Genomic DNA, 23,691 nt, shown 5'->3' with positions numbered 1-23,691 from the left:
TCCCGGGGCGGGGACCGGGCAGCGGCGGCGCGGGGCTCACGGCTGCATCGCCACCGCCCGCACCGGGGAGCCGTCCAGTCCGCGCAGCCGCAGCGGCAGGACGCTCACCAGCGGGTCCCGCCAGTCGACGGCGTGCAGGTTCGTCAGGTTCTCGACGATCGCCCCGCCCGCCCCGAGGACCGCCGCGTGCACCGGCAGCTCGGGCGGGCCGGACGCGCCGGCGTCCGGGGTGCGGTCCGGGTTGAGGGTGTCCGTGCCGAGCACGTGCACGCCCGCGGCCAGCAGGCGCTCGGCGATCTCCACGTCCAGCACCGGGTGCGCCAGGTAGCGCGGGGTGCCGAAGTGCCGGGACCAGTCGGTGCGGAACAGCACGATCGTGCCGGCCCGCACGTCCTCCAGCTGTGCGCGGACGTGCGCCCAGCGGATCACCTCGTGCTCCCGGAGCTCCGGCACGTGCACGATGCGCGCCGGTCCCACCAGGCGGGCGAGGTCGAGCTCGTCCACGGGCGAGCCGCCGTCCACGGTGTGCAGCGGGGCGTCCACGTGCGTGCCGCTGTGCGTGCCCAGGTGCAGCTCGGCCACCTGGAAGCCGTCCCGCGGGACGGACGCCGCGAGCCGGGAGTCCACGGCCGGGTCCCCCGGGAAGACCTGCATGCCGGCCTCCACGGGGTGGCTCAGGTCAACGAGGCGCATCGGCGGCCTCCTCCGGCCTGCCGGCCGCGCCGACAGTGCCGACAGTGCCGACAGTGCCGACAGCGCCGACCGTGCAGGGTCCGCCGGTCCGCTCGGGCGCGGCGGCCCCGTCCCGCGCCCCGGCCCCGTCCGTCCCGTTCCTCCCCGCCTCGGCGAGGTGGCGCTGGACCGGCCCGCCCGGCACGATCCGCTTCGCCGCCAGGGCCCAGAGCAGGTAGAGCGCCGCGGAGAGGACGAACGTGGGAATGGTCGCGCCCACGGGGCTCGGCAGCACGTAGGTGAGCACCAGCGAGCAGACCGCGCCGACGGCCCACACCGCCACGGCGGCGGGGTTGACCCCGCCCCGGTACCAGTACCGGCCGCCGCGACCGCGCAGGATGTCCGCCGCGTAGGCGCCGCGCTGGACCACGTAGTAGTCCACCAGCATGATCGCGAAGACGGGGATGAACAGCGAGCCGATCAGCACCAGGAACTCGGTGAACTGGTCCAGCAGGCCCAGCCGGGTGGACCCGAGGACCGACACGGCCCCCAGCACGAGCGCCGTGGGCAGGAACCGCAGCCTCCGCGAGGGTGTCAGGTTCACCACCGAGGAGACCATGCCGTAGACGACCATGGTGTTGGTGGCCATCACCGACAGGAAGACCACCACCGCCAGGGGCGCGCCGAAGGCGGCGACGAGCACCGTCGGGTCGAACCCGACCGCCTCCCCGCCGTCGAGCACCACGTAGGCGACGGCGGTGGCCCCCAGGCTCATGGCCGCCACCGTGGACAGGACGTACCCCGTGCCGGAGCCGATCATGCCCGCGGACTGCCGGCGCGCGAGCCGGTTGAACTCCGCGGAGAGCACGGTCCAGGAGATGGCCGTGGCGATGACGACGTCGAGGACCGCGATGGAGGACCAGCCCGCTCCGGGGTCCACGGGCAGGGCGGCGAAGTCGGCCACGGGGTAGGACGTGAACGCCACCGTGAAGACCCAGGCCATGATGCCCAGGATCACCACCGCCAGCCACGGCTCCACCCGGGCGATGCCCTCGTGGCCGAGGACGGCCAGCGCCACGACCAGCGCCTGGCAGAGCACCGAGAACAGCACCGGGTTCGAGTAGCCGGTCGCCTGCGCCACGAGGAAGTTCACGGTGACGCCGGCGAGCATCGCCTGCACCCAGCTCCAGCCCATGAGGATGACCACGTTCGCGGCCACCGGCAGGAAGGACCCGCGCAGGCCGAAGGAGCCCTTGGTCAGGGACATGGTGGCGAGACCGGTGCGGGTGCCCATGTTCCCCACGAGCACCAGCACCGCCCCGCCGATCAGCGTGCCCAGGACGATCATGGCCAGGGCCGTGGGCCAGGACACCCCGGGCACGAACAGCGTCCCCGTCAGCAGGGTGGTCACCACCAGGTTCGCCGCGAGCCAGATCATCCCGATCCGGCCCGCGCCCAGCGTGCCGCGCAGCGGGCCGTAGCCCTCGGAGTTCTCGTCCAGGTGGTCCGAGAGCCGGGACCAGGCGCTCACGGGCGGGCCTCCGCGCGGTCGGCGCCGGAGCCCGCGAGGCGCTCGTTCCACTGCCGCAGCACCCCGGCGTGCGTGGGGCGGGACAGCAGCGAGACCACCACGTAGACCAGCGCGGAGCTCGCCAGTCCCAGGTAGATGGGGGCGTTGGCCAGCACGCCGAAGACCGCCATGGACGCCACGGTCACCACGGACCCGACGAGCATGGACAGGGCCGCGCCGAGGCTCGTCCCCCGCCGCCACAGGAGCCCGCCGAGGATGGCGACGAGAAGGCCGCCCACCAGGATGTCGTAGGCGATGGTCAGGGCGGTGACGGTGTCCGAGACGAAGATCGAGATCACCGTGATCACCACGCCGAAGACGAGCACGTAGAGCCGGTCCCCGCGCAGCGCCTCGGCGGTGCCCTCCGGGGCGGGGGCCGCGTGCCGGGTGAGCAGGGACCTCAGGGTCGGCACGACGTCGACGCGGGCCACCGTGGCCGCGGCGATGAGCGCGCCCGAGGCCGTGGACATCATGGCGGCGACCCCGGCCGCGAGCACGACCCCGCCGAGCCCGGCCGGGACGTACTGCTGCGCCATCGTGGCGAACGCGTCGTCCGGGGAGGAGAGGTCCGGGGCCACGGCGGCGGCCGTCATCCCGATGACGGCCCCGGCCACGCCGTAGAGCGCCACGTAGGCCGCGGAGGCGAGCCCGCCCCAGCGGGCGACCTGCGGGGAGCGGGCGGTGAAGACGCGCTGCCAGATGTCCTGGCCGATCAGCATGCCGAAGCCGTAGACCACGAACTGGGTGACGATCGCCTGCGTGCCCATGCCGTCCCAGGTGAAGAACGTGGCGTCCAGCCGGTCCTCGAGCCCGGTCCAGCCGCCCGCCGCGGAGAGGGAGAACGGCAGCAGCACCAGGAAGATGCCGACCGTCATGAACACGAACTGCATCATGTCGGTGAGCGTGATCGACCACATCCCGCCGAGCACGGAGTAGGCCACGACCACCACGCCGCCGAGCAGGATCGCCCACGACCGGTCGAGCGGGAAGAGGACCGAGAAGATCGCGGCGTACGCGGAGGTGGAGGTCACCGAGAGCATCACGGTGTAGGCCAGCATCACGAACGAGGACGCCTTGGCCCCGCCGCGCTCGCCGTAGCGCAGCTGCAGCATCTGGGAGACGGTGAACACCTTGAGGGACTGGATGCGGCCGGCGAAGAACAGGCTCAGCGCGGCCAGGCCGGTGGCGATCGCCACCACCAGCCACATCCCGGAGATGCCGTAGGTGTAGCCGAGGCCCACCCCGCCCACGGTGGACGCGCCGCCGAGGACCACCGCGGCCATCGTCCCGGTGTAGAAGCCGGGGCCCAGGCGGCGGCCGGCCACCCGGTAGTCCTCGGCGTCGTGGGCCCGGCGGCTGGCCCAGAGCCCGACCGCCACCATGGCGACCAGGTACAGCACGATGATCAGCACGTTCATGGGTGTCGCTGCTTCCTCGGGGCGCGGGCGCCCACGGGGTCGATCGGGAGCCTCCCCGGAACGGGGTTGCTCTACAAGAAACAAAAGTTGTCCCACATAGTATGATGCAGATCATGTTTTGGGAACGGGTCCGGGTCGTGACGGGCGGGTAAAACCGTCCGGGAGGAGGCGTCGTCGTCGTGAAAGCACTGCCCATCGAGAGCTCCGGGCACACCGCCGCCGTGGGGTCGCGGCTGCGCAACCACCGGCGGCGCAGCCACATGACCATCGACCAGCTCGCCTCCGCCGCGGGCCTCACCAAGGGCTTCGTCAGCCGGGTGGAGCGGGACATCACCTCCCCGTCCGTGGACTCCCTGGTGCGGATGTGCCAGGTGCTGCGGATCGACGTGGGCGCGCTCTTCGCCGGGCCCGCCGACGTGGAGCTGGTCCGGCTCGAGGACGCCCCGCACATCGACCTCGGCGGCGAGGGCATCGAGGAGCAGCTCGTCACGCCGTCGGCCCAGCGCCAGGTCCAGGTCATCCGGGCCCGCGTGGCCGCCGGGGGCCGGGGCGAGGACGCGATGTACAGCATGGACTGCGAGACCGAGGTGCTGCACCTGATCAGCGGCCGGTTCCGGCTGCACGTCCCGGACCGCACCTTCGACCTGGCGGCCGGGGACACCGTCACCTTCCCCGGCTCCGAACCGCACACCTGGGAGAACCCCGGCACCGAGGACGCCGTGCTGCTGTGGATCCTCGGCTCGTGAGCCCCCCGCCCGGCCCGTCCGCCGCCCCCGCCGGCACCCCCGTCAGCACCCCCGTCAGCATCCACCGAGAGGACCGCACACCATGAACCCCGAGCGCATCACCGGCACCACCCCGGACGGCGCCCCCGTCGTCGGACCCGTCAACGCCGCCCTGACCCCGCGCTGGGCGGGGCTGGGCACGTTCGCCCGCCTGCCGCGCACGGACGAGGTCGAGCACACGGACATCGCGGTGGTGGGCGTGCCGTTCGACGCCGGCGTCTCCTACCGGCCCGGCGCCCGGTTCGGGGCCAACCACGTCCGGGAGTCCTCGCGCCTGCTGCGCCCCTACAACCCCGCGCAGAACGTCTCGCCGTTCGCCGGGGCGCAGGTCGCCGACGCCGGGGACATCGTGGCCAACCCCTTCGACATCCCCGAGGCGATCGCCTCCATCGAGGCCCAGGCCAAGGAGCTCATGGGCGAGGACACCCGGCTCGTGGCGATCGGCGGCGACCACACCATCGCCCTGCCGCTGCTGCGCGCCGCCCACGCGCGCCACGGCGAGGTCGCGCTGCTGCACTTCGACGCCCACCTGGACACCTGGGACACCTACTTCGGCGCCGAGTACACCCACGGCACCCCCTTCCGCCGGGCGTTCGAGGAGGGCCTGCTCGACACGGACGCCGTGTGCCACGTCGGCACCCGCGGGCCGCTCTACGGCACCGAGGACCTCGACGACGACGCCCGCTTCGGCTTCGGCATCGTCTCCTCCGCCGACGTCATGCGGCTGGGGGTGGACGCCGTCGTCGCGCACCTGCGCGAGCGCGTCGGCGACCGCCCGCTCTACGTCTCGCTGGACATCGACGTGCTGGACCCGGCCCACGCCCCCGGCACCGGGACCCCCGAGGCCGGCGGCATGACCAGCCGGGAGGTGCTCGAGATCCTGCGCGGGCTGCGCGGGACGAACGTGGTCGGCTGCGACGTCGTCGAGGTCGCCCCGGCCTACGACCACGCCGAGATCACCGGGGTGGCGGCCGCCCACGTGGCCTACGAGCTCATCAGCCTCCTCGCGCTGGGACCCGGCGCGGCGCCGGGCGGACCCGCCTACGGGCTGGCCGGGCACGTCTACGGGGACGCCGTCCCGGCGCAGGCCCCGGCGGGGGAGGGCCGGTGACCGGGGGCGCGGCCGTGGCCCCCCGGCCCGACCACACCTCGCTGTTCGCCCACCGCTCCGAGGAGTTCCGCCCCTCCCCGGTCCGGGCCGTGTTCGAGATCGCGATGCGCCCCGGGATCATCTCCCTGGCCGGCGGCAACCCGGACATGAGCGTGCTCCCGCACGACGTGGTGGCCGCGATGTCGGCGCGGATCCTCGCCGAGCGCGGCCCCGAGGTGCTCCAGTACGGCTCCGGGGCCGGGATCGGGCGCCTGCCGGGGCTGGTCGTGGAGCTCATGCGCCTGCAGGGCGCGGAGACCACGCCCGACACGATCCAGATCACCGCCGGGTCCCAGGCGGGTCTCGACCTCGTGACCAAGCTGTTCTGCGACCCGGGGGACGTGGTCGTGGCCGAGGGCCCCACCTACGTGGGGGCCCTCGGCGTGTTCGGCAGCTACGAGGTCGAGGTCGCCCACGTGGACGTCGACGACGACGGACTGGACCCCGAGGCGGTCGCCGGGCGGATCGACGGGCTGCGGGCCGCCGGCCGGAGCGTGAAGTTCGTCTACACCATCCCGAACTTCCACAACCCCACCGGGGTGACCCTCACCGAGGAGCGGCGCCGGCGGCTCGTGGAGGTCTGCGCCGAGCGCGGGGTGCTCATCCTCGAGGACGACCCGTACGCGCTGCTCGGCTTCGACCGCGCCCACCGGCTCCCGTCCCTGTACTCGCTGGACCCGGGCACCGTGATCCATCTGGGCAGCTTCTCCAAGATCTTCTCGCCCGGGCTGCGGGTCGGCTGGATCGCGGCGGCGCCGGCGGTGCGGGCCCGGCTGCAGATCGCGGCCGAGGCCGTGACCATCCACCCGTCCGTGCTCGGCCAGGAGCTCGCCGCCGAGTACGTGGCCAGCGAGCACTGGCGGCCCGCCCTGGACCGGGCGGTGGACCTGTACCGCGCGCGCTGCGCCGCCATGATGACCGCCCTCGAGCGGTTCATGCCCGAGGGGGTGCGCTGGACGCGTCCCGCCGGCGGCTTCTTCACGTGGCTGGACCTGGACCCGGCCCTCGACCACGGGGACCTCCTGGGCCGGGCCATCGGGCACGGCGTGGTGCTGGTGCCCGGCGGCGCCTGCTACGCGGACGGGCGCGCCTCCACGAGCCTGCGCCTCGCCTACTCCGCGGCCTCGCCGGAGGACATCACCGAAGGGGTCCGGCGGGTGGGGGAGATGCTGTGCGACTGACCTGCTGGGCCTCGGCGCCGCCCCCGGAGCTGGTGCGGTGTCCCCGGGAGGGGCGATACTGACCGCATGAGCGAGGAGCGGGCCGGGGGACTGTGGTTCCGCGCCCGGGGAAGCGGGCCGGAGTTCGTCCTGCTGCACCCCGGGGGCACGGACTCCCGGGCCCTGGGCCCGCTGGTCGCGGAACTGGCCGGCCGGTACCGGGTGATCACCCCCGATCAGCGCGCGCACGGCCGCACCCCCGACCGGGAGGGCCCGCTCTCCTACGCGGCGATGGCCGAGGACACGATCGCCTTCCTCGAGGAGGAGGCCGGCGCCCCGGTGCACCTGCTGGGGTACAGCGACGGCGCCGTCGTCGCCCTGACCGTGGCGCTGCGCCGTCCCGACCTGGTCCGGGACCTGGTGCTGGCGGCGGGGGTGCACCACCGCGACGGGTGGGAGCCCGGCGTCCTGGCGGGCGAGGCGGAGGTGCCGGCCTTCATGGTCGACGCCTACGCGGAGGTCTCCCCCGACGGGCGCGAGCACTACGGCGAGGTCGCGGCGAAGCTGCGGCGGATGCACGAGGAGGGGCCGGTCTTCACGGACGCGGACCTGGCGGGCCTCGACCTCCCCGTCCTGGTGCTCGTCGGCGACGACGACGAGGTGCGGCTCGAGCACGCCGTGGCCGCGTACCGCGCTCTGCCCCACGGGGAGCTGGCCGTGGTCCCGCACGCCTCCCACGGCGTACTGGTCGAGAAGCCGCAGCTGTGCGCGCGCCTGATCACCGACTTCCACGCCGCCGACAAGCCGGCCACGTTCGCCCCGAGACGGCGCCGGCCGGGATCCTGACGGAACGGGCCCGACGGGGCGTCGCCGTCGGGCGGACGGCCCCGACGGAGCACCGGCACCTCCGCGGCGGACGCCGGATCCGGTCCCGTTCGTGACGATCCCGGTCCGCCGAGTGGACCGGGGACTGAGGGTAGCCTAACCTCTCCTCCGGGGGATTCCCCGATCATTCACATGTCCTCGGCGGGCGCTCTGTCCAGGGACGTCGAACTGAGGTGGTTCTGTGCGCGCAGTTTTCCGGGTAGCGGCATCGACGGGTGCCGTCGCCGTTCTCACGTTGTCCGGGTGCGGTTTCAGCGGCGGGGACGGAGGGAGCGAGCAGGCGGCGGATACCGGCCAGCGGATCGTGGTGGACAACTTCCGTGCACCGGTGGCCGACTGGGCCCTCGAGAGCGACGCCGCCTACATCCTGTCCCTGTCCGGTTGCCTGGAGACCCTGACCCGCTACGACGAGGTCCAGGGGGAGATCGTCCCGGCCCTGGCCGCGGAGTGGGACCAGGTCTCCCCCACGGAGTGGGACTTCACCCTGCGGGACGGCGTGCAGTTCCAGGACGGCACCCCGCTCACCGCCGACGCGGTGGTGACCTCGCTCCAGAACGTCCTGGACGCAGAGGTCCCGGCCCGGGCCTTCAGCCCGGCCGTCGTCAGCGGCGTCGAGGCCGTCGACGAGCGCACGGTGCGGGTCACCACTCCGGAGGAGAGCCCCCTGGTTCCCTACCGGCTGGCCAGTGTCAACACCGGCGTGCTGGCCCCCGCCGCCTTCGAGGGCGGGGCGGTGGACCCGTTCGGGCACTGCACCGGGCCGTTCACCCCGGTCTCGGAGCAGCCCAAGCAGTCACTGACCCTGGACCGGAACGAGGACTACTGGGGCGGACCGGTGCAGCTCGCCGGGGCCGAGGTCCGGTTCATCACGGACGGGGCGACGCGGGCGACGCAGGTGCAGACCGGCGAGGCCGACGTCTCCCTGTCCATCCCCGTCGCCAACCTGTCCGCGCTGGAGGCCGATCCCGGCGTCGAGGTCCTCAAGGCCGAGTCCCCGCGGACCGCGACGCTGTACATGAACAACGGCAGGGCGCCGTTCGACGACGTCGACTTCCGCAGGGCCGTCCGCTCCGCACTGGATCTCGACGCCCTGGCCGGCAGCGTCTACGAGGGCGCGGCCCTGCCGAGCACCGGGCCCTTCGCTTCGTCCGAGCCCTGGGCGGGCGAGGAGGCCGAGACGCCGCAGCAGGACGTGGCGGCGGCGAAGGAGCTCCTGGACGCCGCCGGCTACACCGCCGAGCGGCCGCTGGAGATCATCGCGATCGTGGAGCGGGCCGAGTTCGCCGACGTGGCCACCGTCATCCAGGAGAACCTGGAGAGCGTCGGCGTCCCCGTCACCATCACGACCAAGGAGTACGCCGCGGTGGAGCCGGACCTGCTGTCCGGGGACTACGACATGGTGCTCAGCCAGCGCAACCGCCTGATCGACATCGCCGACCCGATCGGGTTCCTCACCGCCGACTACACGTGCGAGGGCAGCTACAACCTCAGCCACTTCTGCGACGAGGACTACGACGCGCTCATCGCCCGGGCCGCCGGGACCGCCGACGCCGAGCAGCGCTACGAGCTGTACGCCCAGGCCGGGAAGATCCTCGAGGACCAGGCCGTGAACGTCTGGCTGGTCAACGAGCAGGCCATCGACGCGGTCCGCACCGACCTGCAGAACTACGTCCAGGACCCGCTGTCCCGGTACGTGCTGCGCGCGGAGACGACGAAGTCCGGCTCGTGAGCACGACCGGCAGCCGCAGAGCCCCGCGAGCGCGGGGGCGTCGATGACGGCGTTCCTCGCCAGGAGGACGGCGACCCTGGGGGTCACCGTCCTGCTGGCGTCCTTCGTGGTGTTCCTCATCCCCTACGTCACCCCGGGGGACCCGGTGCGCAAGATCATCCGGTCGCGGGTGGCGGGGGAGGTGGTCGACGACGCCGCCGCCCAGGGGCTGGCGCTCGAGCTGGGACTCCAGGACCCCCTCGCGGTGCAGTACCTGCGCTGGCTCGGCCGGCTCGCCGGCGGTGACCTGGGCCTGTCCTACGCCAGCCGGACACCGGTGATCGAGCAGGTGCTGCCCGCCCTGTGGATCACCGTGAGCCTGGTGGTCGTGAGCCTCGGGGTGGCGGCCGCGGTGTCCGTGGTGCTGGGGGCCGTGGCCGCCCTGCAGGAGGGGCGCCCGGCCGACCGGGTGATCACCACGGTCACCCAGGCCTTCATCGCGATGCCCGAGTACTGGCTGGCCCCGATGCTCGTGCTGGTCTTCGCGCTGCAGCTGTCCCTGCTGCCCTCCGCCGGGTGGGAGGGCCCCGCGTCCGCGGTCCTTCCGGTGGCGGTCCTGGCCCTGCGCCCCATCAGCTACTTCACCTCGGCGGTGCGCGAGGGGATGCTCGAGGCGCTGGGCGCCGAGCACGTCGTCGCCGCCCGGGCCCGGGGACTCAGCCACCCGCAGGCGGTCTGGCGCCACGTGCTCCCCAACGGTCTGCTGCCCCTCACCACGCTGGTGGCCGTGTGGTTCGCCGGTCTGCTGGGCGGGTCCGTCATCGTGGAGGTCGTCTTCGCGATCCCCGGCATGGGGAGGCTGCTGTTCGACGCCGTCCGCAACAGCGACATCCCCCTCGCCCAGGGCGGCGTGGTGGTGGTCGTGGGACTGGCGGTCGTCCTGACGACCGCGGCGGATCTGGTGCACGGCATCCTCAACCCCCGGATCAGGGGGCGTCATGCGTGACCGGCCCGTCCTGGTCCGGGCGGCGGCGGCGCTCCTGGCCCTGATCGTGCTGTCCGTGGTGTTCTCGCCCTGGATCGCACCGTACCCGCCGGCAGCCCAGGACCTCACGGCACGGCTCGCCCCGCCCGGCCCGGCGCACTGGCTGGGGACGGACCACCTGGGCCGGGACACCCTGAGCCGGCTGCTCGACGGCGGCCGGTTCTCCCTGGTGACCGCCGCCGTGGCCACCGTGCTGACCGCTGCGATCGGCACGGGGATCGGGGTGCTGAGCGCCCGCCGCCGGGGGTGGGTGGACGAGCTGCTCACCCGGACCAACGACGTCCTGCTGGCGCTGCCGGAGATGGTGGTGGCCCTGTTCCTGGTCGCCGTGCTGGGTCCCGGCCCCCTGTCCCTGCTCCTGGCCCTGACCGTGACCGGCTGGACGCCCTTCGCCCGGCTGGCCCGGGCACTGGCCTACGACGTCTCGGCCCGCGGCTTCGTCGAGGCCGCGCGTGTCCTGGGGTGCTCGCCGTCCTTCGTCGTCCTCCGGCACATCCTGCCGCACCTGTCCGGGCCCCTGCTCGGGCAGGCCGCCCTGCGGTTCGGCCAGTTCCTGATCACCGTCGGCGCCCTGTCCTACCTGGGGCTGGGGGTGCAGCCGCCGCAGTCGGACTGGGGGGCGATGCTGGCCGCGGCCCAGCCGTACGCCGTCCGGGCGCCGGTGACGGTCCTCGCCCCGGGCCTGGTGGTCTTCACCGTTGCGCTGTGCGTGACCCTGATCGGCCAACGGCTGGCGCACATGAGCAGCACCCGCATGCTGCTGCCGGCATCGTCGCGGACGGAACACGATGTCTGAGCGCCTCGTCGTCGAGGGCCTGCACCTCAGCCACCGGCCGGGCGCGGACGGCGCCGCTGGCCGCCCCCTCCTGTCCGGCGTCGACCTCACCGTGGCTCCGGGGGAGTTCGTGGCGCTGGTGGGCGCCTCCGGGTCGGGCAAGACCCTGACGGCCATGTCCGTCCTGGGCCTGCTGCCCCCGCAGGTGCACCGGGACGCCGGGACGATCCGGCTGGGTGACACCGACCTCGCCCGGGCCGGCGAAGCGGAGCTGAACCGTGTGCGCGGCGGCCGGATCGGCATGCTCTACCAGCAGCCCCAGCGCATGTTCAACCCCCGCCGGACCGTCGGCGAGCACCTGCGGGAACCGCTGACGCTCCATGCCGGCCTCCGCGGCACGCAGGCTCGTGCACGGACGCTGGAACTGCTGGCCGAAGTGGGGTTCGAGGACCCTCGGTGGTGCGCCCGGGCACGTCCCCACCAGCTCTCGGGCGGCATGGCCCAACGGGCCATGGTGGCCCTGGCCCTGGCCGGTCGCCCCGGACTGTTGCTGGCCGACGAGCCGACGTCAGCCCTGGACACGGTGCTCGAGCGGCAGATCCTGGAGCTGATCGACCGCGAACGGCGCGACCGAGGGCTGGGGGTCCTCTACATCACCCACAACCTGGCCACCGTGTCCGCCTACGCCGACCGGGTCGTGGTGCTGGACGCCGGGCGCGTGCAGGAGTCCGGGCCGGCCGGCACCGTGCTCAACGATCCGCGCAGCACGTGCACGAAGGCCCTCCTGGAGGCATCTGCCCTCACCCCCACCGGGACTCCGCCCGCCACCGGCGGGGCGCGCCCCCTCGTGGTGCTGGACGACCTCACCAAGCGCTTCGGGCCGAGGCGGCGGGAGGCCCGTCCCGCGGTGGACCGGGTGTCCCTCGACCTGCGGGAGGGCGAGATCCTCGGGGTGCTGGGCCAGTCTGGCTCCGGCAAGAGCACGCTCGCCCGGTTGATCGTCGGACTCGAGGCACCGGACAGCGGACGGGTCACCAGCACCCCGGGCGCCGACCGCGCCGGCTCCGGCGCGGCGGCCTCGCACGTGCAGCTCGTCTTCCAGGACCCGCACGACTCCTTCGATCCCCGCATGCCGCTGGGCACCAGCCTCGAGGCCCCCCTCCTGCGGCACCGGAACGGCACGCCCGGGCAACGGCGTGCGAGCATCCACGAGGTCGTGCGGGAGGTGGGACTGGAGCCGGAGCTGCTGGACAGGCGTCCCGGCCAGTGCTCCGGAGGCCAGCTGCAGCGGCTCACCATCGCCAGAGCACTGCTGCTGGAACCGGCGGTGCTCATCTGCGACGAGGCCACCTCGGCCCTGGACGCGGTGACCCAGCGCACCGTTCTGGACCTGCTGCTGCGCCTGCACCGGGACCGGCGCCTGTCGCTGGTGATGATCTCCCACGACCTGAGCGTCGTCCGCTACATGAGCCACCGGGTCGCGGTGCTCTTCCAGGGCCGCCTGGTCGAGCTCGCGGAGACCTCCGAGCTCTTCGCCCGACCGCGCCACGAGCACAGCAGGCAGCTGGTGGCGGCGGCACTGCCCCAGGTGTGCGCGATCCTGGACACCCACCGCCTGTCCGAGGAGCAGCTCGATGCCCTTCCGTGACCACCGGGCCGAGACGCGCACCCTGCTGGGCGCGCAGCTGGTGTTCAACCTCGGCTTCTACGCCGTGGTGCCCTTCCTGGCCGGAGCCATGGGCACCGAGTACGGCCTGGGCGCCGCGGCCATCGGACTGGTGCTGGGAGCCCGGACCTTCAGTCAACAGGGCATGTTCCTCATCGGCGGCATGCTGGCCGACCGGTGGGGTGCCCGCCGGGCCGTCCTCACCGGCTGCCTGGTGCGCATCGTCGGCTACGCCACGCTGGCGGCGGCGTCCGACTTCGCCCTGTTCCTCCTGGGCGCGGTGCTCACCGGTGCCGGGGGCGCCCTGTTCTCACCCGCCCTGGAGTCCCGGCTCTCCCACGCCGACCAGCCGGCGGGGACGGAGGGCCCGGGCCGCCGGACCGGCCGCCGGCGGTCGGTGTTCGTGTGGCTGGCGATCACCGGAGAGATCGGCGCCGTCCTGGGCCCGGTGCTGGGGTCGTTCCTCCTGGGCTGGGGATTCGACGCGGCCCTGTTCCTGGGGATCGGGGTGTTCACCGCGGTGACGGTCCTGCTCTGGTACCTGCTCCCGGCCGAACCGGCCCACCATCAGCCGGACCGAGACGCCGCGTTGCCCGCCGCGGCGCCCTCCGCGGCCGGCCCCCGGTGGGCCTGCCTGCGGGATCGGCGCTTCGTGACGTTCTGCGCACTGGCCGGGATGAAGATGCTGGCCTACCACCAGCTCTACTTCGCCGTGCCCGTCGAGCTGGGCCGGCGAGGCCTCGACGGTGCCTGGCTCGGCGCGCTGTTCCTGCTCGCCTCGGTCCTGACCCTGCTGCTGCAGCTGCCGGTCTCCGCCGCCGGTCTGCGCATGGGCCCCGGCGCCGCCCTGGCGGTCGGCTTCGTGCTCGAAGCCGGCGCGTTCACCCTGGTCGCCGCGACCTCGATGCACCCCGGGACCGCCTCCGGCTCGATGGCGCCGCTGATGGGCGCCGTCGCCGTCCTGATCCTGGGCCACATGCTCCTGACCCCCACGATCCTGTCCCTGATCCCGTCGTTCGTCCCGGCGCACGGACCCACCTCGGGGCGGGGCGCCTACTACGGGCTGGCCGCCACCTGCGGCGGCATCACCGTGCTGGCCGGCAACGCCGTGCTCGGGCAGCTGCTCGATCTCACCGACCGGCACCACTGGTGGCCCGGCACCCCCTGGGCGCCTCTGGTCGTGCTCGCGCTCCTGGCCGCCGCGGGCTTGCCGACCGTGCTCCGCGGCCACCGCACCGCCCGGCCCGCCGACGCGCCCTCCACCACGGCACCGGCTCGACGAACCCGCTGACGACCGGCGGCCGCGGGGCCTGCTCCTCGGCAGGGGACGGGGCTCCGCAACGGCGGCGGGAACCTCGCGCACCGGCGCCCCACTGGTTCCGTCCGGTCGTCGGCCTGCCGATGGCTAAGCTCGGGGGACGACGTCGAGCTGCTCCGCGGGGCAGCCTCCGAGGCCGCGGCGCCACGTGCCGTGCGCTCGGGGGAGGAGGCCATGTGCAGTCACTGACCGTAGGGGTTCTCGCTGATCCGGGGTTGCCGGAGAAGGTGGCCCGCCGGGTGGCCGAGGACCTGCCGCGGGCGCTCGCGGAACGCTCCGGCCGGGAACGCTCCGGCCCGGAGATCTCCTGGACGGTGGAGGTCAGCCGCGAGACCCTGCCCCTGACGGCCGAGGGGAACATCCCGCTGCTGGACAAGGCCGGCCGGCTGCGCGAGGAGCACGGGTGGGACTTCGTGGTGTACCTGACGGACCTGCCGCGCGTCCACGACGGGGAACCGCTGCTCTGCGAGGTCGGCGCGGCCGACGCCGCGGCGCTGGTCTCGCTGCCGGGCCTGGGCGCTGACCACTTCTCCCGCAAGGCCTGCCGGCTGCTGGCCGCCCTGGTCGGCGCGATCCGGGACGGCGCCGAGGACGCCCCTTCGCCGTCCGCGGTGCACGGGGCCCTGGGACGGGCGGCGGCGCGCAAGGTCTCCTCCGGGGAGGCGGGAGGCGCGGCCTACGTCGTGCTTCCCGGGCGGATGAACCGGCTGCGGCTGCTGATCGGCATGATCCTGAGCAACCAGCCCGGGCGCCTGCTGCCGGCCCTGGCCAGCTGCGTGGCGGCCGCGGCCGCCACCGGCGCCTTCGGCATCTTCTACGCCTCCATCTGGAACATGTCCGACGTCCTGTCCCCGCTCCGGCTGGCCACGATCAGCGTGGTGGTCACCGCCGCGCTCAGCGGCTGGCTCATCCTCCACAACGGCCTGTGGAACCGTTCCGCGGACGACGGCGAACCCTGGCGGTCCCGGTCGGACAACGCCTCCACCGTCATCACCGTGTGGCTGAGCGTGGCCCTGATGTACGTACTCCTGTGGGCGATGCTGCTCCTCGTGGGCCTGGCGGTGATCGAGGCCGGCTACCTCGAGTCCCAGCTGGGCCATCCCGTCGATCTCCTCGACTACCTGCACCTGTCCTGGCTCGCCGCGTCGCTGGGCACCCTGGCCGGCGCCCTGGGCTCGAACTTCGACAGCGACGAGGCCATCCGCGAGGCCACCTACAGCCGCCGGGAGCACCAGCGCCGCCGACTCGCCGACACCTACGACGACTGACCCGGCGCGGCCGGGTCACCCCCCCCCCGCAACCAGCGGGCTCAGGCCAGCAGGGCCTCGGCCGCGCGGCGCCCGGAGCGCAGGGCGCCCTGGGTCGAGCCGTCGGTGCGGTGGTCGCCGCACACGTACAGGCCGTCGCCGAGGGCGGCGGGCCGGTCGGCCACGAGCCCGGGCGGCTGCTCCGGCAGCGCCCGGCGCACCTCGTGCACGGTCAGCAGGTCCCAGGCGGCGGCGTCGGCGGACCAGATCGTGCCCAGCTGCCGGCGGACGTCGGCCTCGGCGGGGAGCTCGGCGCCCCGCGGCAGGAGGGCGGTCGCCTGGATCAGCGCCCGGCCGTCCGGGGCGTAGCTGGGGGCGGCGTTGCTGACCACGGCCGTGTCGACGAGCGGGCCGGTCGACTCGCCCGGCAGGACCAGGCACCCGAGGTCGGAGGGCGCGGCGTCCGCCGCGAACCACCAGGTCGCCTCGCCCTTCATGGGGGTGTCCGGCAGGTCCAGGAGCCGGGCGGCGGCCGGGCCCTCGGTGGCCACGACCACGGAGGACGCCCGCCAGGCGGCGTCCCCGGCGCCCACGGTCCACCCGTTCCCGGTGCGCTCCACCGCTTCCACGCGGGCACCGAGGACGGCCGGGGACCGGAGCCCGTCGTGGATCCAGGCCGGGAGCGCGCCCATGCCCCCGGAGGGCAGGCCGGGGGTGCCGAGCAGGAACCAGCCGACGAGCTCGCGCACGAAGGCGGCCGAGGTGCGGCCCTCGTCCTCGAGGATCACGCCCGCCAGGAACGGCTCGAGCACCAGGTCCCGCAGCGGTCCCCGCACCCCGGCGGCGTCGAGGGACTCGTGCCAGGGCAGGTCCCGCCGCTCCCGGCGCCGTGCGCGGAGGTCCAGGCCCGGGGCGAGCCAGGCCGCCAGGGCGGGCAGCCGGCGCAGCTCCACGAGCGGGCTGCGCAGCGTCCCCGGCAGCCGGGAGGGGACGCGGCGGGGGTCGGCGAGGACGTCGATGCCGTCGCCGCGGCGGACCCCGGCGGCGGCGTCGAACTTCTGGATCCCCAGGGCCGCGACGTCCACGCTGCGCCGCAGCTCGGTGTAAGCGGGGTTGAGCACCTGGAACCCGCGGTCGCAGCGGAAGCCGTCGACCGTGTCGGTGCGGATCCGGCCCCCGACGCCGTCGGAGGCCTCCAGCACCACCACGTCCAGTCCGTGCCGTTCGAGCAGGTGGGCGCACTGCAGGCCGGCGAGCCCGGCGCCGACGACGACGACGTCGTGGTCCACGGGAACCTCCTAGCGGATCGGGACGGCCGCGGCGGGATCGAGCTCCGCGGCCGGTGCCGCGGCCCGGGCGGGGATCGTGAACAGCGCCGACTCTACGGTCAGGCCCGGCCCGAACGCCAGGGCGCAGACGGTGCGGGTCTCGTCCGCCGGGGCCGCGTCGATCACCTGGCGCAGGACGTGCAGGACGGTCACGCTGCTCATGTTGCCGCGCGTGGCGAGCACGTCGCGGGACTCCCGCAGCGCCTCGGGCGGCAGCCCCAGGGTGTCCTCGAGCTTGTCGAGGATGCCGCGGCCGCCGGGGTGGAGGGCCCAGTCGGTGATGCGGTCCCGGTCGACGGGCCCCTCCGGCCCGTCCAGCAGCGCGGCGAGGGCGGTGTGGATGTTGTCCTCGAGGACCTGGGGCACCGCGGCGCCGAGGATCATCTCGAACCCGGCGTCGCCGATGGTCCAGGCCATGGCGTCCTCCCCGTCCGGGATCACGAGGGTGCGGAACCGGTCGAGCTCGAGCAGCGGGGTGACGCCCTCGGGGGCCCGCGCGCTGACCACGGCCGCCGCGGCGCCGTCGGCGAAGAGCGCGGCCCCCCGGATGGCGTCCGGGTCCCGGGCCGGGCGCAGGTGCAGCGTGCACAGCTCCACGGCCACGAGCAGGACGACGGCGTCCGGGTCCGCCGTGGCGATGGCCGCGGCCTGGCGCAGCCCGATCAGCCCGCCGTGGCAGCCCATGAAGCCGATGTGCGCACGGCGGACGGCCGGGTCGAGGCCGAGGTCCCGGACCAGCTGGTAGTCGGGGCCCGGGGCGAAGAAGCCGGTGCAGGAGACGGTCACCACGTCGGTGACGGTCGCGGGGTCGAGCCCGGGGCAGCGGGCGAGGGCGTCCCGCGCGGCCTCGGCGAAGAGCGCGGGGGCCTGCTCCACGTAGGTCCGGTTCCGGACGCCGGTGAGGGGGGTCAGGAACCGGCCGTCCTCCGTGATGTACGGGGATCCGGCGCGGGCGCCGTCCTCGACCAGCTCGGACAGCACCGTGTGCCGGCGCCGAACCCCGGAGGCGCCGAACACCGTGCGCAGCAGCCGGGCGTTGAGCCGGTCGGTGCCGGGCTGGGCCTGGTAGAGGTCCTGGGCGTCGGTCTGCTCGAGCACGTGCGGCGGGAGGGCCGTGCCGAGGGACAGGAGTGCGGGCGTCATCCCGTCCAGTATCCGTCCTCGGGCCGACAGGTGCCACGGAGGGCGCGCGGGGGCCGGGCGGACCCGCGGCCGGCGGGTCCGCCCGGGGCCGCCTCAGACAGTGCGGGTCGCGGCGTCGAAGTCCAGGCGCGGCAGCCGGTCGTGGCGCGGGGCGGCGGGGGCGCCGATGTTCACGACCATCAGCGCGCGCAGGCTCGTCCCCGCGTGGAACTCGGCGTCCACCCCGGGGGCGTCGAAACCGCCCATGGGGCCCGCGGCGAGACCGACGGCGCGCACGGCCAGCACGAAGTACCCGGCCTGCAGGTGGGCGTTGTCCCGGCCCATCTGCGCGCGCAGCTCCTCGTTGCCCGCGAACATCTCCTGGTTGCCGGCGGCGGGCGGGAAGACGACGGGCAGGTGCTCGTGCCAGTCCACGTCGTAGCTGAGCACCGCGACGGCGGGCGCCGCGGCGGTCTTCGCCCGGTTGCCCTCGGCCATGTGGGGGAGCAGGCGCTCCCGGGCCTCCGCGGAGCGGATCCACGTCACGCGCAGCGGCTGGATGTTCATGGCCGTGGGGCCCATCTTGGCGAGCTCGAAGGCCGCCCGGAGCTGCTCGTCGGCCACGGGGTCGTCGAGGAACTCCGAGGCCGTGCGGGCCTCGCGGAAGAGGAGGTCGGCGGCGAGGGCGTCGAGGGTGAGCTGGTCCTGCAGGGTCTCGGGGGCCACGGGGTGTCCTTTCGGAGGCACGGTCATCTTGATGTACACGTCAACAAAGAGCGGGGCGGGTCTATGCCGGGGACGTCGTGTGCCGTCCGTCACGTCGCGGCGCCTCCCGCTGGGTACCCTGGCCCCATGCCCCTCCGTCTCCCGCAGCTCCTGTCCGGACCGGACCGCCGCGCGGCCCGCTCCGGCGCCGAGGCGGCACGCGCCCTCCGATTGGGCGCGGCCCTGTGCGGGACGGGCGTGCTCCACCTCGTCCGGCCCGCGCTCTTCGACGGGCTGATCCCGCGGTCCCTGCCGGGCCCGCCCCGCGCCTGGACGCTGGGCTCCGGGGCGGCGGAGATCGGCGTCGGGGCGCTGCTGCTCCGTCCCGGCACCCGCCGCGCCGGCGGCTGGGCCGCGGCCGCCCTGTTCGTGGGCGTGTGGCCGGGCAACGTCACCATGGCCTGGCGGGCCCGCCGCGGCTCCCCGGTCCGGCGGGCCGTGACGCTCGTGCGGCTCCCCCTGCAGGTCCCCCTGATCGCCACAGCCCTGCGCATCGCCCGGGCGGGCTGAGGGCCCGCCGCCCGGCCCGGGGGCGTCCCCCGGACCCCGGTCCACGGGGTTCGCATTCGGTCACACACGCACACCGTCCCTACGCTGGGCAGAGCACAGGAGTGGGGGCTCCGTTTCCGCAGGGGGATCGCTCTCGCTCCAGTCCATCGGGGGGTGGGCCGTGCGCACCATCCCGCCTCCCGTCCCGACGGCCGGAGGAATCCTTGACCACCACCCGCAGCACCACCGCTTCCCTCGCGCTCGCGGCCGCCCTCGCCCTCGTCCCGCTGGGCTCCGCCGCGGCGGAGCCCGGGGCCGCCGCGACCGCGGGCCAGGCCGTCCAGCCGGTCCCGGCGACCACCGGAACCGCTCCCGGTGCCGACTCGGCAACGGCGGCGGCGACCGACCGCGTCGTCGTGAAGTTCCGGGACGGCACCGCCCCCGAGGACTCCCGCGACGTCGTGTACGCGCAGGCCGCCGGCCGGTCCGGGGGCGCCGGGCTCGTGGAGACCACGGCCACCGCGGACGGCGCCCAGGTGGTGCGGACCGACGGGATGCTGGCCGGCGCCGAGCTCGACGCGCTGACCACCGCCCTGGAGCAGGACCCCGCCGTGGAGTACGCGGAGCCGGACCTCCTGGCGACCACCACCGCCGTGCCGAACGACCCGTCCTACGCCGCGCTGCAGTGGAGCCTGTGGGACGACCCGGCCGGACTGGGCATGCCCCTCGCGTGGGACCGGGCCACCGGCGCCGGGCAGACCATCGCCGTCGTGGACACCGGCATCACCGCCCACCCCGACCTGGACGCCAACGTCCTGCCCGGCTACGACTTCGTCTCCACGGCCCAGAACGGCCGGGACGGCGACGGGTGGGACGCCGACCCGACGGACATGGGCGACTACCCCGACGCCGTGCTGTGCCCCAACAGCCCCATGCCCCCGAGCTCCACCTGGCACGGCACCCACACGGCCGGCATCGCCGCGGCCGACGCGAACAACGGACTGGGCGTCGCGGGGGTGGCCCCGGACGCGAGGATCCTGCCCGTGCGCGCCGTGGGCGCCTGCAGCCAGGGGTACATCACCGACGTCGCCGCCGGCGTCCTGTGGGCCGCCGGCGCCCCGGTGGCGGGCGCCGCCGCCAACCCGAACCCCGCGACGGTCATCAACCTCAGCCTCGGCGTGCCGGGGGAGTGCCCGGCGGTGCTGCAGTCCGCGATCAGCGAGGCCGTGAACCGCGGGATCCCCGTGGTCGTGGCCGCGGGCAACCAGGCCGTGGACGCCGCGCAGTCCGCGCCGGCCAACTGCGCCGGCGTGATCTCGGTCGCCGCGACGGACGTCTCGGGCGCGCTGGCCCCCTACTCCAACTTCGGCTCGGTCACGGTCGCGGCCCCGGGCGGGGACCCCTACGCGCAGATCCTCTCGACCGGCAACGCCGGGGCGCAGGGCCTCGGCGCACCCACGTACACGGAGCGCAACGGCACGTCCATGGCGGCCCCGGCGGTCGCCGGCACCGTGGCGCTGCTCCGGGAGCTCGCCCCGGGGCTGGGCGTGGCGGGTCTCCAGGACGCCCTGACCTCGACGGCCCGGCAGGCCCCCGGCGGGTGCGCGCCCGGCTGCGGCGCCGGCATCGTCGACCCGGTCTCCGCGCTGGTCGCGGTGCAGGGCGGCGAGCCCTTCAGCACCGCGGGCGGCATCGGGGCGCTGCACCGGAAGATCGGCGCGACCACCGGCGAGGCCCGCTCCCGGGAGCTGTGCGCCCTGGGCGGCACGCCCTGCTTCCAGGAGTTCGCCAACGGCTGGATCGTCTGGAACTCCGGCCTCGGGGCCCGCTGGCAGCAGGTCCTCCCGGCCCAGTGGTGGGCGATCCCCGCCGCCGGCTGACCCTCGCCCCGCCCGCCGGCGCCGTCCACCCGCTCGGGGTGGGCGGCGCCGTCGTCGTCCCCGGGCCGTTCCTCCGGGACCACCTCTAAGTCCAGCGAAAAGCATGGATCTTCCCATTCGGTAACACGAGCAGACGCTCCGTACGCTGAGCGCAGCGGCGCCGACTCCCCTTCCCGTGGTCGGCGCGCCGCAGCTCCCCCGCTGCGCGCTGCACCCCCCCCACCGGCTGGAGAGTCCATGACGTCCTTCCACGGCCGCGCCCTGACGGCCGCCCTGGTCCTGATCCTGGCCGGCGCCGCGGCCCCCGCCGCGGCCCGGCCCCCGGCCGAGGCCACCGTGCCCGCCGCACCGGCGCCCGCGCCCGCGCCCGCTGCGGAGGGGGCCGGGAGCCCCGGCGCGACCGACCGGGTGATCGTGAAGTTCAAGGACGGCGCGGAACCCGCCCCGCGGGCCCGCGAGCGCGTCTACGCGGAGGCCGCGGAACGGATCGCGCCCGGGGGCGCGGCGGCGGGCGAGCCGGCGGCGGCGCCCCTGCTGGACGAGATCAGCCGGACCGTGGACTCGGCCCGGGTCGTGGCGGCGGACGGGCTCCTCGACGCGGAACAGCTCGAGACCCTGACCGGCGCCCTCGAGGAGGACCCGGCCGTCGAGTACGCCGAGCCGGACCATCTCGCGAGCATCGCCGCGGTGCCCGACGACCCGTACTACGCGACGTCGCAGTGGAACCTCCAGCCCGCCGCGGCAGGCCTCGACCTGCCCAGCGCCTGGGACCGGGCGACCGGCAGGGGCCAGACCATCGCGGTCGTGGACACCGGGATCACGTCCCACCCCGACCTGGACGCCAACGTGGCACCGGGCCACGACTTCGTCTCCCTGCACGCCGGGGGCGTGCAGCCGGGCCACTCCCGCGACGGGGACGGCTGGGACCCGGACCCACGGGACGAGGGGGACCACGCCGGTCCCGGCGAGTGCGGATCCGGCTCCGCCGCCCGCTCCTCCTCCTGGCACGGCACGCACACGGCGGGCATCGCGGCGGCGCGGGGCAACAACGGCACCGGTGTGGCCGGTGTCGCCCACGGCGCGACGCTCCTGCCGGTGCGCGCCCTCGGGGCCTGCGGGGACGGGTACGTGTCCGACATCGCCGTGGCCATCGCCTGGGCCGCCGGCGAGGACGTCGACGCCGTCCCGGCGAACCCCCACCCGGCGACCGTGGTGAACCTCAGCCTGGGCTTCCTCTCCAGCACGTGCCCGGCCGCCCTGCAGGACGGGATCGACCGGGCCCTGTCCCGCGGGGCGAGCGTGGTCGTGGCGGCGGGCAACCACGATCGCGACGCCAGGATGGAGTCCCCGGCCAACTGCCGGGGGGTGATCACCGTGGCCGCCAGCACCGCCCAGGGCGCCCGCGCCGGGTACTCCAACTGGGGCCGGGTCACGCTGGCCGCCCCGGGCGGGGACCCCTCCCGGCAGATCCTGTCCACCGCCGACACCGGGAGCGCCCGGCCCGGCGGCGGCACCTACTCCTACAAGTACGGCACCTCGATGGCCAGCCCCACGGTCGCGGGGGTCGTGGCGCTGGTCCGCGAGACGGACCCGTCCCTCTCCCCGGCCCAGGTCAAGGAGGTCCTGGCCGCCACGGCCCGGCCCCTGCCCGGGTCCTGCCCGGGCGGCTGCGGCGCAGGGCTCGTGCACCCCAGGGCCGCCGTCGCCCGGGCCACGCTCCAGGAGGGCTACCGCACCCAGGGCGCCATCGGCGCCCTCCACGCCCGGATCGGCGCCTCCACCGGGGCGCCGCGCTCGCACGAACGGTGCGGCCTCGCCCAGGACGGCTGCTACCAGGAGTTCGAGCGCGGAGCCGTCTACTGGAGCGCGGACTCGGGCGCCCGGTGGGTGCACGGCGGTGTGCGCGGCGCCTGGAACCGCGCCGGCGGCGTGAACGGCCTCCTGGGCTATCCCCGGACCGGGGAGCGCGACAACGGCGCCGGCGGCGTCCACCAGCACTTCCAGCGGGGCACGGTCGTCTGGAGCGCCGGGACCGGTGCGGCCCCCGTGCACGGCGCCGTCGGCGCGCGCTGGGCGGCCCTCGGCGCGGAGACGGGTCTGCTGGGGCACCCGCTGGGCGGTGAGCACCGCGGCCCGGCCGGCGGGGCGCACCAGTCCTTCGAGCGGGGCAGGATCCTGTGGTCGCCCGCGACCGGCGCGCAGCCCGTGCGCGGGGCGATCGGCCGGGCCCACGCCGACCTCCGGGGCGAGCACGGCCGCCTGGGCTACCCGGTGACCCCGGAGCAGCGCTCCGGGGACACGGTCGTCCAGCGCTTCCAGGGCGGATCGATCGGCTACCGCCACGGCGCGATCACGGTCTCCGCCCGCTGAGCGGGCCCGGGCCGCCCGGACCCGCTTCAGGAGTTGAGCTGGTGGATGCGGGCGCTCAGGACCGTGGCGAAGCCGCACCAGCCGGCGTAGGGGAGCAGGGCGGCGCCGTGCAGGGGCCGTGCCTGCGCCGCCCGGCGCGCGAGATCGGCGGTGCTGACGGTCAGCGCCGCGGCCGTGACGGTGGCCAGGCCGGTGTCGTGCTTCGTGAAGAAGACCCAGCTCCACCCCGCATTGAGGGCGAGGTTCAGCGCGAGCGCCCGGCGGTAGCCGCGCTCGCGCCGTGCCGCCTCGGACGGGGCGCACCCCGGGCGCCGGATCGTCCGCACCCGCGGGCCGCG

Annotated in this window: 20 protein-coding genes; 13 read left to right on the top strand and 7 right to left on the bottom strand. The window is 75.0% G+C overall.

Features of this window, described 5'->3' with window-relative positions:
• Positions 1-36: 36 nt before the first annotated feature.
• From CRM73_RS06525 to CRM73_RS06515, 3 genes are read right to left on the bottom strand one after another with little or no spacing between them, the layout of a single operon-like run.
• The gene (locus tag CRM73_RS06525) at positions 37-693 is read right to left on the bottom strand and encodes a cyclase family protein (protein WP_095651243.1); all 657 of its coding nucleotides are present in this window, start codon (positions 691-693) and stop codon (positions 37-39) included.
• Complete coding sequence (locus CRM73_RS06520) at positions 680-2,203, bottom strand: cytosine permease (protein ID WP_229587201.1); 1,524 nt, start codon at positions 2,201-2,203, stop codon at positions 680-682. Before CRM73_RS06520 ends, CRM73_RS06525 begins: the two co-directional genes overlap by 14 nt.
• The gene (locus CRM73_RS06515) at positions 2,200-3,660 is read right to left on the bottom strand and encodes a sodium:solute symporter (RefSeq protein WP_115163497.1); all 1,461 of its coding nucleotides are present in this window, start codon (positions 3,658-3,660) and stop codon (positions 2,200-2,202) included. The genes CRM73_RS06520 and CRM73_RS06515 overlap by 4 nt, the downstream gene beginning before the upstream one ends.
• A gap of 179 nt (positions 3,661-3,839) precedes the next feature.
• On the opposite strand from CRM73_RS06515, the gene CRM73_RS06510 reads away from it, so the two are divergent.
• The 10 genes from CRM73_RS06510 (at position 3,840) to CRM73_RS06465 (ending at position 15,420) form a co-directional block, all read left to right on the top strand.
• A complete protein-coding gene (locus CRM73_RS06510) occupies positions 3,840-4,406 on the top strand; it encodes a helix-turn-helix domain-containing protein (RefSeq protein WP_017834812.1) in 567 nt (188 codons plus the stop codon).
• An 82-nt stretch (positions 4,407-4,488) separates the two neighbouring features.
• A complete protein-coding gene (gene speB, locus CRM73_RS06505; protein WP_095651209.1) occupies positions 4,489-5,556 on the top strand; it encodes an agmatinase in 1,068 nt (355 codons plus the stop codon).
• Positions 5,553-6,776, top strand: coding sequence for a PLP-dependent aminotransferase family protein (locus CRM73_RS06500; RefSeq protein ID WP_229587200.1), 1,224 nt, complete (start codon positions 5,553-5,555; stop codon positions 6,774-6,776). Before speB ends, CRM73_RS06500 begins: the two co-directional genes overlap by 4 nt.
• Before the next feature lie 66 nt (positions 6,777-6,842).
• Positions 6,843-7,601 (top strand): alpha/beta fold hydrolase, encoded by a 759-nt coding sequence (locus CRM73_RS06495; RefSeq protein WP_017834815.1) that lies wholly within the window; start codon positions 6,843-6,845, stop codon positions 7,599-7,601.
• A gap of 346 nt (positions 7,602-7,947) precedes the next feature.
• Positions 7,948-9,369, top strand: coding sequence for an ABC transporter substrate-binding protein (locus CRM73_RS06490; RefSeq protein WP_229587199.1), 1,422 nt, complete (start codon positions 7,948-7,950; stop codon positions 9,367-9,369).
• A 43-nt stretch (positions 9,370-9,412) separates the two neighbouring features.
• On the top strand, positions 9,413-10,354 hold the full coding sequence (locus CRM73_RS06485; protein WP_095651207.1) for an ABC transporter permease: 942 nt from the start codon (positions 9,413-9,415) through the stop codon (positions 10,352-10,354).
• Positions 10,347-11,189 carry an ABC transporter permease gene (locus CRM73_RS06480; protein WP_095651206.1) on the top strand — a complete coding sequence of 281 codons (843 nt, stop codon included), beginning with the start codon at positions 10,347-10,349 and terminating at the stop codon, positions 11,187-11,189. Before CRM73_RS06485 ends, CRM73_RS06480 begins: the two co-directional genes overlap by 8 nt.
• Positions 11,182-12,816 (top strand): ABC transporter ATP-binding protein, encoded by a 1,635-nt coding sequence (locus CRM73_RS06475; RefSeq protein ID WP_095651205.1) that lies wholly within the window; start codon positions 11,182-11,184, stop codon positions 12,814-12,816. Before CRM73_RS06480 ends, CRM73_RS06475 begins: the two co-directional genes overlap by 8 nt.
• The gene (locus tag CRM73_RS06470) at positions 12,803-14,125 is read left to right on the top strand and encodes an MFS transporter (protein WP_095651204.1); all 1,323 of its coding nucleotides are present in this window, start codon (positions 12,803-12,805) and stop codon (positions 14,123-14,125) included. Before CRM73_RS06475 ends, CRM73_RS06470 begins: the two co-directional genes overlap by 14 nt.
• 203 nt (positions 14,126-14,328) lie before the next feature.
• On the top strand, positions 14,329-15,420 hold the full coding sequence (locus tag CRM73_RS06465; RefSeq protein WP_136341376.1) for a DUF2267 domain-containing protein: 1,092 nt from the start codon (positions 14,329-14,331) through the stop codon (positions 15,418-15,420).
• A gap of 41 nt (positions 15,421-15,461) precedes the next feature.
• Here CRM73_RS06465 and CRM73_RS06460 read toward each other — a convergent pair whose 3' ends face one another.
• The 3 genes from CRM73_RS06460 to CRM73_RS06450 form a co-directional block, all read right to left on the bottom strand.
• Positions 15,462-16,688, bottom strand: coding sequence for an NAD(P)/FAD-dependent oxidoreductase (locus tag CRM73_RS06460; RefSeq protein ID WP_095651202.1), 1,227 nt, complete (start codon positions 16,686-16,688; stop codon positions 15,462-15,464).
• A gap of 9 nt (positions 16,689-16,697) precedes the next feature.
• A complete protein-coding gene (locus CRM73_RS06455) occupies positions 16,698-17,870 on the bottom strand; it encodes a type III polyketide synthase (RefSeq protein WP_095651201.1) in 1,173 nt (390 codons plus the stop codon).
• A 93-nt stretch (positions 17,871-17,963) separates the two neighbouring features.
• Positions 17,964-18,575, bottom strand: coding sequence for a malonic semialdehyde reductase (locus tag CRM73_RS06450; RefSeq protein ID WP_217987552.1), 612 nt, complete (start codon positions 18,573-18,575; stop codon positions 17,964-17,966).
• Between the two features lie 126 nt (positions 18,576-18,701).
• Between CRM73_RS06450 and CRM73_RS06445 the strand changes: the two genes are divergently transcribed.
• The 3 genes from CRM73_RS06445 to CRM73_RS06435 all read left to right on the top strand — a co-directional run bounded on the left by CRM73_RS06445 (position 18,702) and on the right by CRM73_RS06435 (position 23,353).
• Entirely contained in the window at positions 18,702-19,124 is a 423-nt protein-coding gene (locus CRM73_RS06445) for a hypothetical protein (protein WP_229587198.1), read from the top strand.
• Between the two features lie 203 nt (positions 19,125-19,327).
• Positions 19,328-20,983, top strand: a complete 1,656-nt coding sequence (locus CRM73_RS06440; protein WP_095651200.1) for a S8 family serine peptidase — start codon at positions 19,328-19,330, stop codon at positions 20,981-20,983.
• A 237-nt stretch (positions 20,984-21,220) separates the two neighbouring features.
• The gene (locus CRM73_RS06435) at positions 21,221-23,353 is read left to right on the top strand and encodes a S8 family serine peptidase (RefSeq protein WP_229587196.1); all 2,133 of its coding nucleotides are present in this window, start codon (positions 21,221-21,223) and stop codon (positions 23,351-23,353) included.
• Between the two features lie 26 nt (positions 23,354-23,379).
• Here the strand turns inward: CRM73_RS06435 and CRM73_RS06430 are convergent.
• Positions 23,380-23,691, bottom strand: a 312-nt coding sequence (locus CRM73_RS06430; protein WP_229587195.1) for a TspO/MBR family protein, incomplete at its 5' end; no start/stop codon positions are given.

Source organism: Kocuria sp. CCUG 69068, assembly GCF_020833785.1.
Taxonomy (GTDB): Bacteria; Actinomycetota; Actinomycetes; order Actinomycetales; family Micrococcaceae; genus Kocuria; species Kocuria rosea.
Note: the sequence above shows the minus strand (reverse complement) of the source record. Positions and strands in the feature narration are given on the sequence as shown.

Bases quoted from the DNA above. Each gene is read 5' to 3' on its own strand.
- CRM73_RS06525 (WP_095651243.1), bottom strand. From the start codon at position 693: ATGCGCCTCGTTGACCTGAGCCACCCCGTGGAGGCCGGCATGCAGGTC.
- CRM73_RS06515 (WP_115163497.1), bottom strand. From the start codon at position 3,660: ATGAACGTGCTGATCATCGTGCTGTACCTGGTCGCCATGGTGGCGGTC.
- speB (WP_095651209.1), top strand. From the start codon at position 4,489: ATGAACCCCGAGCGCATCACCGGCACCACCCCGGACGGCGCCCCCGTC.
- CRM73_RS06495 (WP_017834815.1), top strand. From the start codon at position 6,843: ATGAGCGAGGAGCGGGCCGGGGGACTGTGGTTCCGCGCCCGGGGAAGC.
- CRM73_RS06485 (WP_095651207.1), top strand. From the start codon at position 9,413: ATGACGGCGTTCCTCGCCAGGAGGACGGCGACCCTGGGGGTCACCGTC.
- CRM73_RS06480 (WP_095651206.1), top strand. From the start codon at position 10,347: ATGCGTGACCGGCCCGTCCTGGTCCGGGCGGCGGCGGCGCTCCTGGCC.
- CRM73_RS06475 (WP_095651205.1), top strand. From the start codon at position 11,182: ATGTCTGAGCGCCTCGTCGTCGAGGGCCTGCACCTCAGCCACCGGCCG.
- CRM73_RS06470 (WP_095651204.1), top strand. From the start codon at position 12,803: ATGCCCTTCCGTGACCACCGGGCCGAGACGCGCACCCTGCTGGGCGCG.
- CRM73_RS06455 (WP_095651201.1), bottom strand. From the start codon at position 17,870: ATGACGCCCGCACTCCTGTCCCTCGGCACGGCCCTCCCGCCGCACGTG.
- CRM73_RS06445 (WP_229587198.1), top strand. From the start codon at position 18,702: ATGCCCCTCCGTCTCCCGCAGCTCCTGTCCGGACCGGACCGCCGCGCG.
- CRM73_RS06435 (WP_229587196.1), top strand. From the start codon at position 21,221: ATGACGTCCTTCCACGGCCGCGCCCTGACGGCCGCCCTGGTCCTGATC.